Source organism: Rhizobacter terrae (genome assembly GCF_003852895.1).
GTDB lineage: Bacteria > Pseudomonadota > Gammaproteobacteria > Burkholderiales > Burkholderiaceae_C > Albitalea > Albitalea terrae.
The window spans coordinates 168,549-183,408 of sequence record NZ_QUSW01000004.1 but is presented as its reverse complement, the minus strand read 5'-3'; the positions used below and the strand labels follow the sequence as shown (position 1 = coordinate 183,408).

Below are 14,860 nucleotides of genomic sequence, written 5' to 3'. Positions count from 1 at the left end.
CCAATGAATTGAAGGAGTTGTTTCGATGCTGACCGACGACGGCAAGCACCTGTACGTCTCTTGGGACGAATACCACATGCTCACCGAGCGCCTGGCGCTGAAGGTGCATGCATCAGGCTGGGAGTTCGACCAGATCCTGTGCCTGGCGCGCGGTGGCATGCGCCCGGGCGACATCCTCTCGCGCGTGTTCGACAAGCCGCTGGGCATCATGTCCACGAGCTCGTACCGCGCCGAGGCTGGCACCATCCAGGGCCGGTTGGACATGGCCAAGTACATCACGCTGCCCAAGGGCGAACTTGCGGGCCGCGTGCTGCTGGTGGATGACCTGGCCGATTCAGGCGTGACCCTGCGTGCGGTGGTGGACCGCCTGCGCGGCATGCCCTCCATCAGCGAACTGCGCTCCGCGGTGATCTGGACCAAGGGTGTGTCCAGCTACACGCCGGACTACTTCGTCGAGCTGCTGCCCACGAGTCCGTGGATTCATCAGCCCTTCGAGGAGTACGACGCGCTGCGTCCCGAAGGTCTTGCGAAGAAGTACGAGATCTGAAGAAGACTTCGACACGGTGGGGCGACGTGGTTTGCCCCAAACGCGATCGTGGCTGCTCGTGCTGCGAATTAGCAAGGCCAACAAAAAAGGCCGCATACTGCGGCCTTCTTCATCTTCTTGTTATTGGTGCCCAGGAAGGGACTCGAACCCCCACGGTGTTACCCGCTAGTACCTGAAACTAGTGCGTCTACCAATTCCGCCACCTGGGCATTTCAGGAAAGTCTGAGATTCTATCATCAAAAAAACAAACGTAAACCCCAATCCCGCAAATTCCGTCGGCGCCGAGCTGATGAGTGAAGTGGAAGGCACGGTGCAAGGCCACCGTGATGGTCATGGATTCCTCATCCGTGACGACCGTCAACCCGATCTGTACCTGTCGCAGCAAGAGATGCGCGCCGTGCTTCATCGCGATCGCGTGAAGGCGCGGATCATCCGCTACGACCGCAAGGGCCGGCCCGAGGGACGCATCCTCGAGATCCTCGAACGACGCAAGGCGCCCATCATCGGGCGGCTGCTGCATGAGAGCGGCATCTGGCTCGTCGCGCCTGAAGACAAGCGCTACGGGCAGGACATCATGGTGCCGAAGAACGCCATCGCGAACGCGACGGCGGGGCAGGTGGTGGCCATCGAGCTCACCGAGGCGCCGTCGTTGTATTCGCAGCCCATGGGCCGCGTGACCGAAGTGCTCGGCGAGATCGACGACCCCGGCATGGAGATCGAGATCGCGGTGCGCAAGTACGAAGTGCCGCATCGCTTCACGCCGGAGACACTCGCGCAGTCTGCAGCGCTGCCCGACAAGATCCGCCCCGCGGACCGCAAGCAGCGCATCGACCTTACCGACGTGGCGCTGGTCACCATCGACGGCGAAGACGCACGCGACTTCGACGATGCGGTGTATTGCGAGCCCGCGAAGGTGGGCCGCGGCAAGGGCTTCCGGCTCATCGTGGCGATTGCCGACGTGAGCCACTATGTGAAGCCCGGCGAGCCCATCGACGAAGACGCGTACGAACGCGCCACGTCGGTGTACTTCCCGCGCCGCGTCATTCCGATGCTGCCCGAGAAGCTCTCCAACGGGCTGTGTTCGCTCAACCCGAACGAAGATCGCCTGGCGATGGTGTGCGACATGCTCATCACCGCCACCGGCGACCTGCACGCCTACCAGTTCTACCCGGCGGTGATCTGCTCGCATGCACGCTTCACCTACACCGAGGTGGCGGCCATCCTCGCGAACACGCGCGGACCCGAGGCGGCGCGCCGCAAGGACCTCGTGCCCGACCTGCTCAACCTCAACGAGGTCTACCGCGCGCTGCTCAAGTCGCGCGTCAAGCGCGGCGCCATCGACTTCGAGACCACCGAGACGCAGATCGTCTGCGACGAGAACGGGCGCATCGAGAAGATCGTGCCACGCGTGCGCACCGAAGCGCACAAGCTGATCGAGGAATGCATGCTCGCGGCCAACGTGTGCTCGGCGGACTTCATCGCCTTGCACAAGCATCCGGCGCTGTACCGCGTGCACGAAGGGCCGACGCCCGAGAAGAAGTCGCTGCTGCAGAACTACCTGAAGTCGCTGGGCATCGGCCTGTCGGTGAGCGACGACCCGACCCCGGGCGAGTTCCAGTCGATAGCGGCCGCGACCAAGGAGCGTCCCGATGCGATGCAGATCCACACGATGCTGCTTCGCTCGATGCAGCAGGCGATCTACACCGCGATCAACAGCGGCCACTTCGGCCTGGCCTACGAGGCCTACACACACTTCACGAGCCCCATCCGGCGCTACCCGGACCTCTTGGTACACCGGGTCATCAAGGCCTTGCTGCACAGCAAGCGCTATCACCTGAGCACCGGCGAGATCCTCGACGTGCCCAAGGTGCGCAAGGGCGCGAAGCCGGCCAGGTCCGAGTTGAGCGAGGGTGAAGTGTGGGAAGCCGCGGGCGCGCATTGCAGTGCGAACGAGCGTCGTGCCGACGAAGCTTCGCGCGATGTCGAGGCCTGGCTCAAGTGCAAGTTCATGCGCGAGCACCTGGGCGAGGAGTACGCCGGCACCGTCACTGCGGTGACGAGCTTCGGCCTCTTCGTCACGCTCGATGCGCTGTACGTCGAGGGCCTCGTGCACATCACCGAGCTGGGTGGCGAGTACTACCGCTTCGACGAGGTGAAGCAGGAGCTTCGCGGCGAGCGCACCGGCGTTCGCTACACGGTGGGGGCACGTGTGCGCGTGCAGGTCAGCCGTGTGGACCTGGACGGCCGCAAGATCGACTTCCGCATGGTGCGCGACAACGAAGAGGACGCAGCGCTCATCCGCGCGCGGCGTGACCGGATGATCGGGCGCCAGCAGTCGGCCGTGGAAGAGCTCGCGGCCGTGAAGGAGGCCGATCGCGCGGTGAAGGCCGTTGCGAAAGGCAAGTCCAAAGGCAAGGGTGGGGCTGCGAATCCGGTGAAGGCAGCCAAGGCTGCAGCGAGGAAGTCGTCAGCCAAGCCAGTGCGTCGCCGCTGAGGCTTGTCGGCCCGCTGCTCTAGCGGGCCTTTGCAAGTGCGTGGATCAGGTCGCTCGCCAGCAGCGGCCCGCTGCGGTGAAGATCGGCGGCCTGGCCATGCTGCCATGCCGCGACGGCGGCGACCTGCGATGGATCGCCTTGCGCGTCCTGCGACCACAGGCCGCCAAGCCATCCTGCCAGCACGTCGCCCGTGCCCGCGGTGGCGAGCGAGGCATTCCCCGTGGGATTGATGCGCGCCGGCCCGATGGCTGATGCGATGACCGTGCCCGAGCCCTTGAGCAGTGCAACGCAGTGGAAGCGCTCGGCCAGCCGGCGCGCCACGCCCAGCCGGTCAGCCTGGACTTCAGTGGTGCTGATGCCCAGCAGCCGTGCCGCTTCGAGCGGATGCGGCGTCAGAACGGTGGGATGCGCGCGTGCGGCGCGGGCGGCGAGCAGTGCCTGCAAGGAGGCGTCCTGCGCGATGGCGTTGAGCGCATCGGCGTCGAGCACCAGCCGTGCACTGGCGCTCAGCACGCGCGGCAATGCGGCGCGCACGGCATCGCCGCCGCCGCATCCGCAGACCACGGTGGTTTGCGCGAGCGTGGCGTCCGGGCTTTGCCACCAGTGCTGGCGGAACATGAGTTCGGGCCGCACCGGGTCCATGCCTGGCGCTGCGTCATCCAGCAGGCTGACGTAGACGCGGCCTGCGCCTGCAGCCAGCGCTGAACGGCCCGCCAGCAGTGCCGCACCCGACATCGAGGGTGCTCCGCCAATCACGGCCACGTCGCCGAAGCTGCCTTTGTGGGCGGCGTGGTCACGGGGCTGCGCGTGCGTGATGTCGCTGCCCGTGAGCCATGCATCGGGTGCCTCGTTGCCCGCAGCCACCGCCAGATCATCGAACCACACCTCGCCGACATGGTCACGCCCATGCGCCGTGAACAAGCCGGGCTTGAGTGTCAGGAGGCTGATCGTGTGGCTCGCACGCACGGCGCTGGCGCCCAGGGGCTGGCCGGTGGCGACGTCGAGTCCGGAGGGGGCATCCACGGCCAGCACCGGGCAAGCCGCCTCGTTGATGGTCGCGATGCAGCGGGCAATGGCTTCGGACGGCGGCCGGTTGGCCCCGATGCCGAGCAAGGCATCGATGATGAGCTCGGCGTCCGCTGGAACATCGCCCGACGGCCGAATGTCGATCCCGTTGTCCTTGGCCCTTGCAAACGCATCTTTCGCGTCATCGGGAAGGCGGGCCTCGTCGCCATGGAAAGTCACGCTGACGTGCTTGCCCCAACCCGCCAGATGCAGCGCGGCCTCGAACCCGTCGCCGCCGTTGTTTCCTGGGCCCGCGGCGACCCAGATGCGACCGGCATGCGGCGCAATGGCGAGGGCCCATCGCGCCACCGCCAGGCCGGCGCGGCGCATCAGGGCGTGCGGCGGCAGGGCGGCCATCGCAGCCTGCTCGATCCGGCGCGTCGCCTGCGGTCCGAACAGCGGCAGATCGTGTGTCGGTGGCAGGACGCGTTGCATGGAAGCAGTGGGCTACTGGTGGAGGCGGTGAACGCCGAAGTCCGCAGTGTCCACGTCCGGCTTGCGCGACGCCAGCAAATCCGACACGACCCTGGCGCTGCCACAGGCCAGCGCCCAGCCATGGTCGCCGTGGCCCAGGTTCAGCCACACCCCGGGGATGCCGCTGGCACCCAGCACCGGTGGCCCATCGGGCAGCATGGGCCGCGCACCGCGCCAGGCTTGCGCGTGGGAGATGCGGGCGACGCCCGGGAACCAGTCCTCCAGGACCCGGTAGAGCGTGACGATGGCCGCCTTGTCGTGGCGCGTGCGGTGCCCGGCGATCTCATGGCAGCCCGCCACGCGGATGCGCGAGCCCAGCCGCGTGATCGCCACCTGGTGCTTCGCATCGAAGATGCCCGACTGCGGCCCATGGCGCGGATGTGCCTCGAAGTTGCGCATCGGTGCGGTGACCGAGTAGCCATGCACCGGCAGCACCGGCAATTTCAGCCCATGCGGCGCGAGCAGCGATGACGCACCCATCGCCGCGCACACCACCACCGCGTCGGCGCTGTCGTGGTCGGCCTGCACCTGCAAGGGCTGGGTGACGGCGAAGCCATGGCGACTGCCATCCACCAGGATGCTGGGCGGCTCGGAATCGGGCGAGGCCTTGGTGCGCAGCACGAGTTGCGGCTGCGCGCCGGGCACGATGCGTTCCACCTCGGTGTGGAAGCGGAACTTCGCGCCCAGCTGCTGTGCTGCCGTGCGCAGCAAGTGCGCATACTGCCGGCAGTTGGCCACCTGGTCGTCGCGGAAGTAGATGGCACCCGCCAGTGGCGCCTCGGGGTTGAGCCCGGGCTCGACGGCCATGCAGGTCTCGCGGTCGATCACTTCATGCCTGACGCCCAGCTCGGCCATCAGCGCGATGGCCGGCTGCATCCGGTCCACGTCCTGCGCCGTGCGCAGCAAGGTCATGGCGCCGCGGGTGTGCTCGTAGTCGAGCTTGAGCTTGCTGCCGATGTCGTGGAACCGATGCTGGCTGACCAGTGCCAGCCGCTGCATGGCGGCCCGGCGTGCGAAGTGCACCTCGCGGCTGCTGGCCCTTCGCCACTGGGACAGCCAGGACCAGACCGCCGGATTGACGCTCGGACTCAGCCGAACGCCCGAGTGCTTGCCCACCAGCGAGCGGAACAGGCGCATCGGCATGCCCGGCGCGGCCCAGGGCGCGACGATGCCGGGCGACATCAACCCGGTGATGGCAAAGCTCGTGGCGCCAGCCACGCTGCCCTGGCGCTCGTAGACGACGACCTCGTGGCCATCGCTGGCCAGTTCGAATGCAGTGGTGACGCCGACGATGCCGGCGCCGATGACGGCGATGCGCATTCTGGCGGTCAGCTCCGCATGGCGGCCAGGGCCGATTCGATGGCCAGCGACGCGTCCAGCACGGTGTCGTCGGACAGTGCCGGACCCCACACCATGAGGCCCACGGGCATTTCGCCGGCACGGTGGCAGGGCAGCGACAGCGCGCAGCCGTCGAGCATGTTCACCACCGACGGGTTGCGCAGCAGCTTGCCGTTCGCGTCGAAGAAGGCGTCGTCGCTGGCTTGCAGGTCGGCGATGAGCGGGGCCACCAGGGGCACCGTGGGGCTCAGCAGTGCGTCGAAGCCGCGCATGGCAATCTGCATTTGTTCGATCCAGTCGCGTCGGGCGTGGAGGAGGTCGATGTAGTCGGCGGCGCTCATGCGTTCGCCGCGGCGGATGCGCTGGGCGACGCGATGGTCGTACTGCGCCTCGTGCGTGGCCAGCAGCGAGCGGTGCCAGGTCCAGCTCTCGGCCGCCGAGAAGCCGCCGGTGGCGTTGATGGCGGCGAGGTCGCCCAGCTCGGGCAGGGCGATGTCCTCGATGTGGGCGCCGGCATGGCGCAAGGTGGCGGTGGCGCGCTCGAAGGCGGCGGCAACCTGCGGCTCCAGCGAGTCGAGCATCAGCGTGGTCGGCAACCCGAAGCGCATGGCGCCCAGGGCATGACCGGAGCGCTGCACCACGCGCTGGGCCAGCACCTCGTGCAAGGCGATGGCGTCGCGCACCGTGCGGGTGATGGCGCAGGCCGTGTCCAGCGTGGTCGACAGCGGGATCGCGCCCTCGGTGGGCACCAGACGCGCCGTGTTCTTGAAGCCCACCAGCCCCTGCAAGGCGGCAGGAATGCGGATCGACCCGCCGGTGTCCGAACCCAGGGCCGCCCAGGCTGCGCCCGTGGCGACCGACACTGCCCCGCCCGAGGTGGACCCGCCGGGGATGCGGGCCAGGCCGTCGAGGGCGTGGGTGGCCGGATTGGCCGGCGTGCCGTGGTGGGGGTTGATGCCCACGCCGGAGAAGGCGAACTCGGTCATGTTGGTGTGGCCCACGAGCGCGGCGCCGGCCGCTCGCAGGCGGGCCACGGCCGGGCTGTCGCAAGTTGCCGCGTGGCGGTCGGCCAAGGCGATGGAGGCGGCGGTCGTGACCTGCCCCTGCACGTCGAACAAGGCCTTCACGCTGACGGCCAGTCCGGCCAGGGGCGGGAGCGGGGCGCCGGCGGCATGCTGGGCATCGACCGCCGTTGCCGCGGCACGGGCCATGGCGTCGAATCGGCCGATGAAGGCGTGTCGGCAGGCTTCGCCCGAGGCGGCTTCGAGGCAAGTGTCGACCAGACGCGATGCCGTCGTGCGGTGAGCTGCGATTTCTCCGCGGGCGGCAATGAGGTCAGGGGTCATGGGCGTGCTATACTCGTCGGGTTTATCCGGATAGGGCGCCTGAAATCAACTTCAAGGCCGCTTGCGTCAGGGTAGACAAATCGCGAACCCGGCTATCTCAAGGTGTTGCGGTGCTGAGATTCAACCGTAAGGAGTGAATCAAGGCGCAAGCGATTCGAGCCGGATTCTAGACACAACCTTTGGAGTTCTCATGACTGTCAGCATGCGTGAAATGCTGGAAGCCGGTGTGCATTTCGGCCACCAAACGCGCTTCTGGAATCCCAAGATGGCCCCGTACATCTACGGCCATCGCAACAAGATCCACATCATCAACCTCGAGAAGACGCAGCCGCTCTTCAACGACGCGATGAAGTTCCTGCGCCAGCTTGCTTCCAAGCGCGGCACCATCCTCATGATCGGCACCAAGCGCCAGGCGCGCGAGGTCATCACGCAGGAAGCCCTGCGCGCCGGCATGCCCTTCGTCGACCAGCGCTGGCTGGGCGGCATGCTCACCAACTTCAAGACCGTCAAGGGCTCCATCAAGCGCCTGAAGGACATGAAGGCCCAGGTCGAGTCCGGCACCGAAATCCGCATCAAGAAGGAAGCCCTCATGTTCCAGCGCGAGCTCGACAAGCTCGAGAAGGACATCGGCGGCATTCAAGACATGAACGCGCTGCCTGATGCGCTGTTCGTGATCGACGTGGGCTACCACAAGATCGCCATCGCCGAAGCCAACAAGCTGGGCATCCCGGTGGTCGGCGTGGTCGACTCCAACCACTCACCCGACGGCATCGACTACGTCATCCCGGGCAACGACGACTCGTCCAAGGCCGTGGCGCTGTACGCCCGCGCCGTGGCCGACGCCATCCTCGAAGGCAAGGCCAACGCGACCAACGAGGTCGTGCAAGCCGCTGCCGGTGAAGGCGACGAGTTCGTGGAAGTCAGCGAAAACGCCTGACCCGCGCCCCTCGCTCACACCTGATGTGAGACAAGAAAGGGGCTGAGATCAGCCCCTTTTTTTCAACGCGAACTGAATTGGCGTCCGAGGCTCCAATCGCTCGGACGCTTTGCTGAAAGAACGGAGAAACACGATGGCTGCAATCACCGCAAGCATGGTCGCCGAGCTGCGCGCCAAGACCGATGCGCCGATGATGGAGTGCAAGAAGGCCCTCACCGAGGCTGAGGGCAACATGGACAAGGCCGAAGAGCTGCTGCGCGTCAAGCTGGGCAGCAAGGCTGGCAAGGCCGCTTCGCGCGTGACCGCCGAAGGCGTGGTCGCCGCCTTCGTCGAAGGCTCGACCGGCGCGCTGCTCGAAGTCAACTGCGAGACCGACTTCGTCACCAAGAACGACTCTTTCCTCGCCCTGGCCAAGGCCGCGGCCGAGCTGGTCGCCAAGAACAACCCCGCTGACGTCGCCGCCCTGTCGGCCCTCCCGTACTCCCAAGACGGCTTCGGCCCGACGCTGGAAGACGTGCGCAAGGGCCTGATCGGCAAGATCGGCGAGAACATGTCCTTCCGCCGCTTCAAGCGCTATGCCAACGGCGGCAAGCTCGCCAGCTACCTGCACGGCACGCGCATCGGCGTGGTCGTCGAGTTCGACGGTGACGACACCGCGGCCAAGGACGTGGCCATGCACATCGCCGCCATGAAGCCCGTGGCCCTGTCGTCGGCCGACGTGCCCGCCGAGCTGATCGAGAAGGAACGCGCCGTGGCCGCCGGCAAGGCTGCCGAAGACGCCAAGGCCGCCGAAGCCGCCGGCAAGCCTGCGCAGTCCGCCGAAATCGTGACCAAGCGCATCGAAGGCTCGGTGCAGAAGTACCTGAAGGAAGTCAGCCTGTTCAACCAGGCCTTCGTCAAGAACGACAAGCAGACCGTCGAGCAGATGCTCAAGGCTGCCGGCTCCACGGTGAAGGGCTTCACGCTCTACGTCGTGGGCGAAGGCATCGAGAAGAAGGTCGACGACTTCGCTGCCGAAGTGGCCGCGCAAGTGGCTGCTGCCAAGGGCGCGTAACACGCTCTCAGGCAGATTCCGGGGGGCCATGGGCCCCCTGGGCGTTTAGACTCCGCTAATCCCCGAAGACCCCAAGACCGGCCACACAAAAAAGGGAACACACCGCATGCCCGCCTACAAGCGCATCCTGCTCAAACTCTCCGGCGAAGCGCTGATGGGCGACGACGCCTACGGCATCAACCGCGCGACCATCGTGCGCATGGTGCGCGAAATCCAGGAAGTGGTTCAGCTCGGGTGCGAAGTGGCGGTGGTCATCGGCGGCGGGAACATCTTCCGCGGCGTGGCCGGCGGCTCGGTCGGCATGGACCGCGCCACCGCCGACTACATGGGCATGCTGGCCACGGTGATGAACTCCCTGGCCCTGGCCGACACCATGCGCCAGGAAGGCATGACCGCCCGCGTCATGTCGGCCATCAGCATCGAGCAGGTGGTCGAGCCCTACGTGCGGCCCAAGGCGCTGCAGTACCTCGAAGAAGGCAAGGTCGTCATCTTCGCGGCCGGCACCGGCAACCCCTTCTTCACCACCGACACGGCCGCTGCACTGCGCGGTGCCGAGATCGGCGCGCAGATCGTGCTCAAGGCCACGAAGGTCGATGGTGTCTACACCGCCGACCCGAAGAAGGACCCCGAGGCCACCCGCTACACGCAGATCAGTTTCGACGAAGCCATCACGAAGAACCTGCAAGTCCTCGACGCCACCGCCTTTGCGCTGTGCCGCGACCAGAAGCTGCCGATCAAGGTGTTCAGCATCTTCAAGGCCGGCGCGCTCAAGCGCGTGGTGATGGGCGAAGACGAAGGCACGCTGGTGCACGTTTGAAGCGAAGGACCCAATCATGAGCATCGCAGAGATCAAGAAGACGGCAGAGGCCAAGATGGCCCGCTCCATTGAATCGCTCAAGGGTGAGTTGCAGAAGGTCCGCACGGGCCGCGCCCACCCCGGCATCCTCGACCAGGTGCATGTCGAGTATTACGGCTCGATGGTGCCCATCAGCCAGGTGGCCAACGTGTCGCTGCTGGATGCCCGCACGATCAGCGTGCAGCCCTGGGAAAAGGGCATGGGCGCCAAGATCGAGAAGGCCATCCGCGAGTCGGACCTGGGCCTGAACCCGTCGGCGCAGGGCGACCTGCTGCGCGTGCCGATGCCGCCGCTGACCGAGGAGCGCCGCAAGGAGCTCACCAAGGTCGTGCGCCACGAGGGCGAAGACGCCAAGGTGGCCGTGCGCAACGTGCGCCGGGACGCCAACGAGCATGCCAAGAAGCTGCTCAAGGACAAGGAAATCGGCGAGGACGACGAGCGCCGCTCGCTGGACGAGGTGCAGAAGATCACCGACCGCACCATTGCGGAGATCGATCGCCTGATCGCGGGCAAGGAAGCGGAGATCATGGCCGTCTGAGGCCATGTCACTGTCCTTGAAGAGCAGTAACCCGAACCTCGTGGAAACACGGGCCGACATTCCGCGACACGTGGCCATCGTGATGGATGGCAACGGCCGCTGGGCCAAGAAGCGCTTCATGCCGCGCTTCTTCGGCCACAAGGCCGGTGTCGACTCACTCGTCAAGACGGTGCTGGCCTGCGCCGACCGCGGCATCGACTACCTCACTGTCTACGCTTTCTCCAGCGAGAACTGGAAGCGCCCGACCGAGGAGGTGACTGGCCTGATGGGCCTGGTGCTCGTGGCCGTCGCCAAGTACCTCACCAAGCTGGCCGACAAGGGCGTCCGCATCGTGATCGTCGGTGACCGCAACCAGGTGTCAGACAAGCTGCGGCAGGCCTGGGAGCAGGCCGAATCGCTGACCAAGGACAACACCCGCATCACGCTGTCGGTGTGTTTCAACTACGGCGGCCGCTGGGACATCGTGCAGGCGGCACGCGCTGCCATGCAAGCCGGCGTCAAGCCCGAGGAGCTGGACGAGACCAAGCTGGCGAGCTTCATGTCGCTGGCCCACGCACCGGACCCGGACCTCTTCATACGCACCGGCGGCGAACTGCGTGTCAGCAACTTCCTGTTGTGGCAGGCCGCCTACTCGGAATTCGTCTTCACCGACTGCCTCTGGCCGGACTTCGGCGAGGCGGAACTCGACGCGGCGCTCGCGTCCTTCGCCCGGCGCGACAGGCGCTTCGGTGGCGTCAAGGACGCGCCCGCGGCCTCACTGCAAAGCGCCTGAGCATGCTGAAGCAACGCGTCATCACCGCCGTCCTGCTGCTTGCCGTGTTGCTCCCCGCCTTGTTCGCACCGGTGGCGTGGCCCTTCGCGGTGCTCACGCTGGCCATGATCGGCGCGGCCGGCTGGGAATGGGCACGGCTCAATGGCCTGCAGGGCACGCCCGCCTACTCAGCCGGTGGCCTGCTGGCCGCGGCCTGTGCCGGCGCCCTGTGGGCCGGCTGGGCGGCCACTGCCCCCACGTTCGTTTGGTGGGCCGCCACGCTGGTCTGGGTGCTGGGCGGCGCCTGGGCGATGAAGGTCGGCCCGGCCGGCTGGCCCAGCCTGTCGCGGCCCTTGCGGCTGGCGCTGGGCCTCTTGGCTTTGTGGACCGCCTGGCTCGCGCTGGCGAACGCCAAGTCCACCGGCATCAACTTCATCCTCTCCATCTTCTGCCTGGTGTGGGCGGCCGACATCTTTGCCTACTTCGGCGGCAAGACCTTCGGCAAGCGCAAGCTGGCCCCCGCCATCAGTCCCGGCAAGAGCTGGGAAGGCGTGTGGACCGGCATGGCCGGCGTGATCGTGCTGGCCTTCGTGTGGATGGCCATCGACCGCACCAATGCCATCGATTCGGCCAGTCTCTACACCCGCTTGCATGAACAGCACGGCGTGGCGGGCCTCGTGCTGATCGCCATCTTCCTTTCCGCGATGAGCGTGGTGGGTGACCTCGTCGAGTCGCTGGCCAAGCGGGCCGCCGGCGCCAAGGACAGCAGCAACCTGCTGCCCGGCCACGGCGGCGTGCTCGACCGGATCGACGCGCTGCTGCCCACATTCCCGCTGGCGCTTGCGCTCAGCTCCCTCTGATTCCTCCTGCAAGGGCCGTTCGTGATCCAACGCGTGTGCATCCTCGGCTCCACCGGCTCCGTCGGCGTGAGCACGCTCGACGTGTTGGGGCGGCATCCCGAGCGCTACGAGGTCTTCGCGCTCACGGCCCACAGCCGCATCGACGATCTGTTCGCGCAATGCATGCGCTGGCGGCCTCGATTTGCCGCGGTGGCCGATGCGAGCCAGGCCAGCGTGCTCCAGGCGCGGCTGCGCGAGGCCCGATGCAGCACCGAAGTGCTGGTCGGTCCGCAGGCCTTGTGCGACCTGGCTGCGCATCCGGAGGTCGACGCCGTCATGGCCGCCATCGTCGGCGCTGCGGGCCTCGGGCCCTGCCTGGCCGCAGCGCGCGCTGGCAAGCGGCTGCTGCTGGCCAACAAGGAAGCGCTGGTCGTCGGTGGCGCGCTGTTCATGCAGGCGGTGCAAGAAGGCGGCAGCGCCTTGCTGCCCATCGACAGCGAACATTCGGCGATCTTCCAGTGCCTGCCCGCAGACCGCAGCGCCTGGCACAGCCACATCGACCACATCCTGCTGACGGCCTCGGGCGGCCCCTTCCGCACGCGCGACCCGTCCACGCTGCACACGGTCACGCCCGACGAGGCGGTGGCGCATCCGAACTGGGTGATGGGCCGCAAGATCTCCGTCGACTCGGCGACGATGATGAACAAGGCGCTGGAGGTCATCGAGGCGCGCTGGCTGTTCGACCTGCAGCCCGAGCAGGTGAGGGTGGTGATCCACCCGCAGAGCATCGTCCATTCGATGGTGGTCTGCCGCGACAACTCGGTGCTGGCGCAACTGGGCACGCCCGACATGCGCGTACCGATCGCGGTGGGCCTCGCGTTCCCGGAACGAATCGAGTCCGGCGCGAGTCAACTGGACTTCATGTCCATGGGCAACCTGACTTTCGAGGCTCCTGACTTCACGCGCTACCCCGGCCTGCAACTGGCCTGGGACACGCTGCGTGGCACGCCTGGCAGCACGGCAGTGCTCAATGCGGCCAATGAGATCGCGGTGGCCGCCTTCCTCGAAGGTGCCATCGGCTTCGACCGCATCCACGGCGTGAATGCCGAAACGCTGGCCACGCTCGCCATCGGCGCGACCGATGCGCACAGCATCGACGGCCTCATCGCCCTGGACCAGCGCGCGCGCGCGCAGGCCGCTGACATCGCCAAGCGTTACGCCAGATGATTTCCTCGGCGTTCTTCGTCAACCTGCTCGCGTTCCTCGTGACCATCGCGGTGGTCATCCTGGTCCACGAGTACGGCCACTACCGCGTGGCGGTGGCCTGCGGCGTGAAGGTCGATCGTTTCTCCGTCGGCTTCGGCAACGTGATCTGGCGCCGCCAGCCCACGCCGGGCGGCACCGAGTTCGTCATCTCCGCTTTCCCGCTGGGCGGCTACGTCCGCTGGATCGACGACCGAGAGGGCGGGGTGCAGCCGTCCGAGCGGCACCAGACCTTCAAGAGCAAGTCACTGTTGCAGCGCACGGCCATCGTGGCGGCTGGGCCGCTGGCCAACTTCGCATTGGCGGTCGTGCTGGTGGCGGTGGCCAACTGGATCGGCGTGGACGAGCCGCAGGCGCTGATGGCGTCTCCGACACCGGGCAGCCTGGCCGAGCGTGCCGGCATCCAGCCCGGCGAGTTGGTGCGCCGCGTGTCTCGCGACGGCGGGGAGTGGCGTGATGTGCGATCGATGGCCGATGTGAGCTGGGAACTCGCTCAGGCGGTCTCCCACGGCGAACCGCTGAGCCTGTCCCTGTCCAGCCCGCGCGGACATGGCGAACGCACGGTCGTACTGCCCATCCAGGACCTGCCCTCCCACGAGCTGGACGCCGCCACGATCCGCAGCATCGGCCTTGGGCTGGCGTTCAGCGAGCCCGTGGTCTCCACACCGATGCCGGGGGGGCCCGCGGCCAAGGCAGGCATCCTTGCGGGCGACCGGGTCCTCAGCGTCGACGGCAAGCCCATTGCCGACGCGGCAGGGCTCATCGACATCATCCGTGCAAGCGCGGCCTCCGGAGAGCCCCCGCTGATGACGTGGCGCGTCGAGCGGGCTGGGCAAGTTCGTGAATTGAGCGTGCAGCCGGCTTCCCGGCAGGAAGGCGCGAGCCGCGTGGGTTATGTCGACATGCGCATCGGCGCCCGTCCTCCCACCGTGCTCGTGCGGTACGGATTCTTCGAAGGGATGGCCCAGGGCGTCACCCGCACCTGGGAAAGCTCGGGCATGACCTTCAGGATCCTGGGCAAGATGCTGATCGGCCAGGCCTCGCTCAAGAACCTGAGCGGCCCCATCACGATCGCAGAGTACGCCGGCCAGACCGCCCAGATGGGGCTGGCCTTCTTCATCGGGTTCCTCGCTGTCATCAGCACGAGCATCGGCGCGTTGAACCTCCTGCCGCTGCCGTTCTTGGACGGTGGGCACCTGATGTATTATCTTTTTGAAGCAGTGACAGGGCGTCCGTTGTCCGAGCAGTGGTTCGAACGGTTGCAAAGAGCCGGCCTCGTCCTCGTGCTCTTGATGATGTCACTCGCTCTCTACAACGACGTGGCCCGCCAGCTGGGCCAGCACTGACAGTCCCCCGC

At 66.9% G+C, this 14,860-nt stretch carries 13 protein-coding genes and 1 tRNA gene; 10 read left to right on the top strand and 4 right to left on the bottom strand.

Going from position 1 to position 14,860, the window contains the following annotated elements; all coding sequences use genetic code 11:
- Positions 1-25: 25 nt before the first annotated feature.
- Entirely contained in the window at positions 26-547 is a 522-nt protein-coding gene (locus tag DZC73_RS15700; protein ID WP_124541300.1) for a phosphoribosyltransferase, read from the top strand.
- 124 nt (positions 548-671) lie between these two features.
- On the opposite strand, the gene DZC73_RS15695 is transcribed toward DZC73_RS15700, so the two are convergent.
- Positions 672-756, bottom strand: a tRNA-Leu gene (locus DZC73_RS15695).
- A gap of 80 nt (positions 757-836) precedes the next feature.
- On the opposite strand from DZC73_RS15695, the gene rnr reads away from it, so the two are divergent.
- Positions 837-3,041, top strand: coding sequence for a ribonuclease R (gene rnr, locus DZC73_RS15690; RefSeq protein ID WP_124541299.1), 2,205 nt, complete (start codon positions 837-839; stop codon positions 3,039-3,041).
- A gap of 19 nt (positions 3,042-3,060) precedes the next feature.
- On the opposite strand, the gene DZC73_RS15685 is transcribed toward rnr, so the two are convergent.
- From DZC73_RS15685 to DZC73_RS15675, 3 genes are read right to left on the bottom strand one after another with little or no spacing between them, the layout of a single operon-like run.
- Positions 3,061-4,542: an NAD(P)H-hydrate dehydratase gene (locus tag DZC73_RS15685; RefSeq protein ID WP_124541298.1), complete on the bottom strand. Its 1,482-nt coding sequence runs from the start codon at positions 4,540-4,542 to the stop codon at positions 3,061-3,063.
- A 12-nt stretch (positions 4,543-4,554) separates the two neighbouring features.
- The gene (locus DZC73_RS15680) at positions 4,555-5,901 is read right to left on the bottom strand and encodes an FAD-dependent oxidoreductase (RefSeq protein ID WP_124541297.1); all 1,347 of its coding nucleotides are present in this window, start codon (positions 5,899-5,901) and stop codon (positions 4,555-4,557) included.
- An 8-nt stretch (positions 5,902-5,909) separates the two neighbouring features.
- Entirely contained in the window at positions 5,910-7,265 is a 1,356-nt protein-coding gene (locus DZC73_RS15675) for an amidase (protein ID WP_124541296.1), read from the bottom strand.
- A gap of 190 nt (positions 7,266-7,455) precedes the next feature.
- Here DZC73_RS15675 and rpsB point away from each other — a divergent pair, with 190 nt between their 5' ends.
- From rpsB to rseP, 8 genes are all read left to right on the top strand, one after another.
- Positions 7,456-8,202 (top strand): 30S ribosomal protein S2, encoded by a 747-nt coding sequence (rpsB, locus tag DZC73_RS15670; RefSeq protein WP_124541295.1) that lies wholly within the window; start codon positions 7,456-7,458, stop codon positions 8,200-8,202.
- A gap of 133 nt (positions 8,203-8,335) precedes the next feature.
- Positions 8,336-9,256: a translation elongation factor Ts gene (gene tsf, locus DZC73_RS15665; protein ID WP_124541294.1), complete on the top strand. Its 921-nt coding sequence runs from the start codon at positions 8,336-8,338 to the stop codon at positions 9,254-9,256.
- A gap of 106 nt (positions 9,257-9,362) precedes the next feature.
- On the top strand, positions 9,363-10,073 hold the full coding sequence (gene pyrH / locus DZC73_RS15660) for a UMP kinase (protein WP_124541293.1): 711 nt from the start codon (positions 9,363-9,365) through the stop codon (positions 10,071-10,073).
- A 16-nt stretch (positions 10,074-10,089) separates the two neighbouring features.
- Entirely contained in the window at positions 10,090-10,650 is a 561-nt protein-coding gene (gene frr, locus DZC73_RS15655; protein WP_124541292.1) for a ribosome recycling factor, read from the top strand.
- A 4-nt stretch (positions 10,651-10,654) separates the two neighbouring features.
- Positions 10,655-11,422: a polyprenyl diphosphate synthase gene (gene uppS, locus DZC73_RS15650; RefSeq protein ID WP_124541291.1), complete on the top strand. Its 768-nt coding sequence runs from the start codon at positions 10,655-10,657 to the stop codon at positions 11,420-11,422.
- 2 nt (positions 11,423-11,424) lie between these two features.
- Positions 11,425-12,261 carry a phosphatidate cytidylyltransferase gene (locus DZC73_RS15645; protein ID WP_124541290.1) on the top strand — a complete coding sequence of 279 codons (837 nt, stop codon included), beginning with the start codon at positions 11,425-11,427 and terminating at the stop codon, positions 12,259-12,261.
- A 21-nt stretch (positions 12,262-12,282) separates the two neighbouring features.
- Complete coding sequence (ispC, locus tag DZC73_RS15640; protein WP_124541289.1) at positions 12,283-13,467, top strand: 1-deoxy-D-xylulose-5-phosphate reductoisomerase; 1,185 nt, start codon at positions 12,283-12,285, stop codon at positions 13,465-13,467.
- Positions 13,464-14,849 carry an RIP metalloprotease RseP gene (gene rseP, locus DZC73_RS15635; RefSeq protein ID WP_124541288.1) on the top strand — a complete coding sequence of 462 codons (1,386 nt, stop codon included), beginning with the start codon at positions 13,464-13,466 and terminating at the stop codon, positions 14,847-14,849. The genes ispC and rseP overlap by 4 nt, the downstream gene beginning before the upstream one ends.
- Positions 14,850-14,860 lie beyond the last annotated feature (11 nt).

Bases quoted from the DNA above. Each gene is read 5' to 3' on its own strand.
- DZC73_RS15685 (WP_124541298.1), bottom strand. From the start codon at position 4,542: ATGCAACGCGTCCTGCCACCGACACACGATCTGCCGCTGTTCGGACCG.
- DZC73_RS15680 (WP_124541297.1), bottom strand. From the start codon at position 5,901: ATGCGCATCGCCGTCATCGGCGCCGGCATCGTCGGCGTCACCACTGCA.
- DZC73_RS15645 (WP_124541290.1), top strand. From the start codon at position 11,425: ATGCTGAAGCAACGCGTCATCACCGCCGTCCTGCTGCTTGCCGTGTTG.
- rpsB (WP_124541295.1), top strand. From the start codon at position 7,456: ATGACTGTCAGCATGCGTGAAATGCTGGAAGCCGGTGTGCATTTCGGC.
- DZC73_RS15700 (WP_124541300.1), top strand. From the start codon at position 26: ATGCTGACCGACGACGGCAAGCACCTGTACGTCTCTTGGGACGAATAC.
- pyrH (WP_124541293.1), top strand. From the start codon at position 9,363: ATGCCCGCCTACAAGCGCATCCTGCTCAAACTCTCCGGCGAAGCGCTG.
- rnr (WP_124541299.1), top strand. From the start codon at position 837: ATGAGTGAAGTGGAAGGCACGGTGCAAGGCCACCGTGATGGTCATGGA.
- DZC73_RS15675 (WP_124541296.1), bottom strand. From the start codon at position 7,265: ATGACCCCTGACCTCATTGCCGCCCGCGGAGAAATCGCAGCTCACCGC.
- frr (WP_124541292.1), top strand. From the start codon at position 10,090: ATGAGCATCGCAGAGATCAAGAAGACGGCAGAGGCCAAGATGGCCCGC.
- rseP (WP_124541288.1), top strand. From the start codon at position 13,464: ATGATTTCCTCGGCGTTCTTCGTCAACCTGCTCGCGTTCCTCGTGACC.
- tsf (WP_124541294.1), top strand. From the start codon at position 8,336: ATGGCTGCAATCACCGCAAGCATGGTCGCCGAGCTGCGCGCCAAGACC.
- uppS (WP_124541291.1), top strand. From the start codon at position 10,655: ATGTCACTGTCCTTGAAGAGCAGTAACCCGAACCTCGTGGAAACACGG.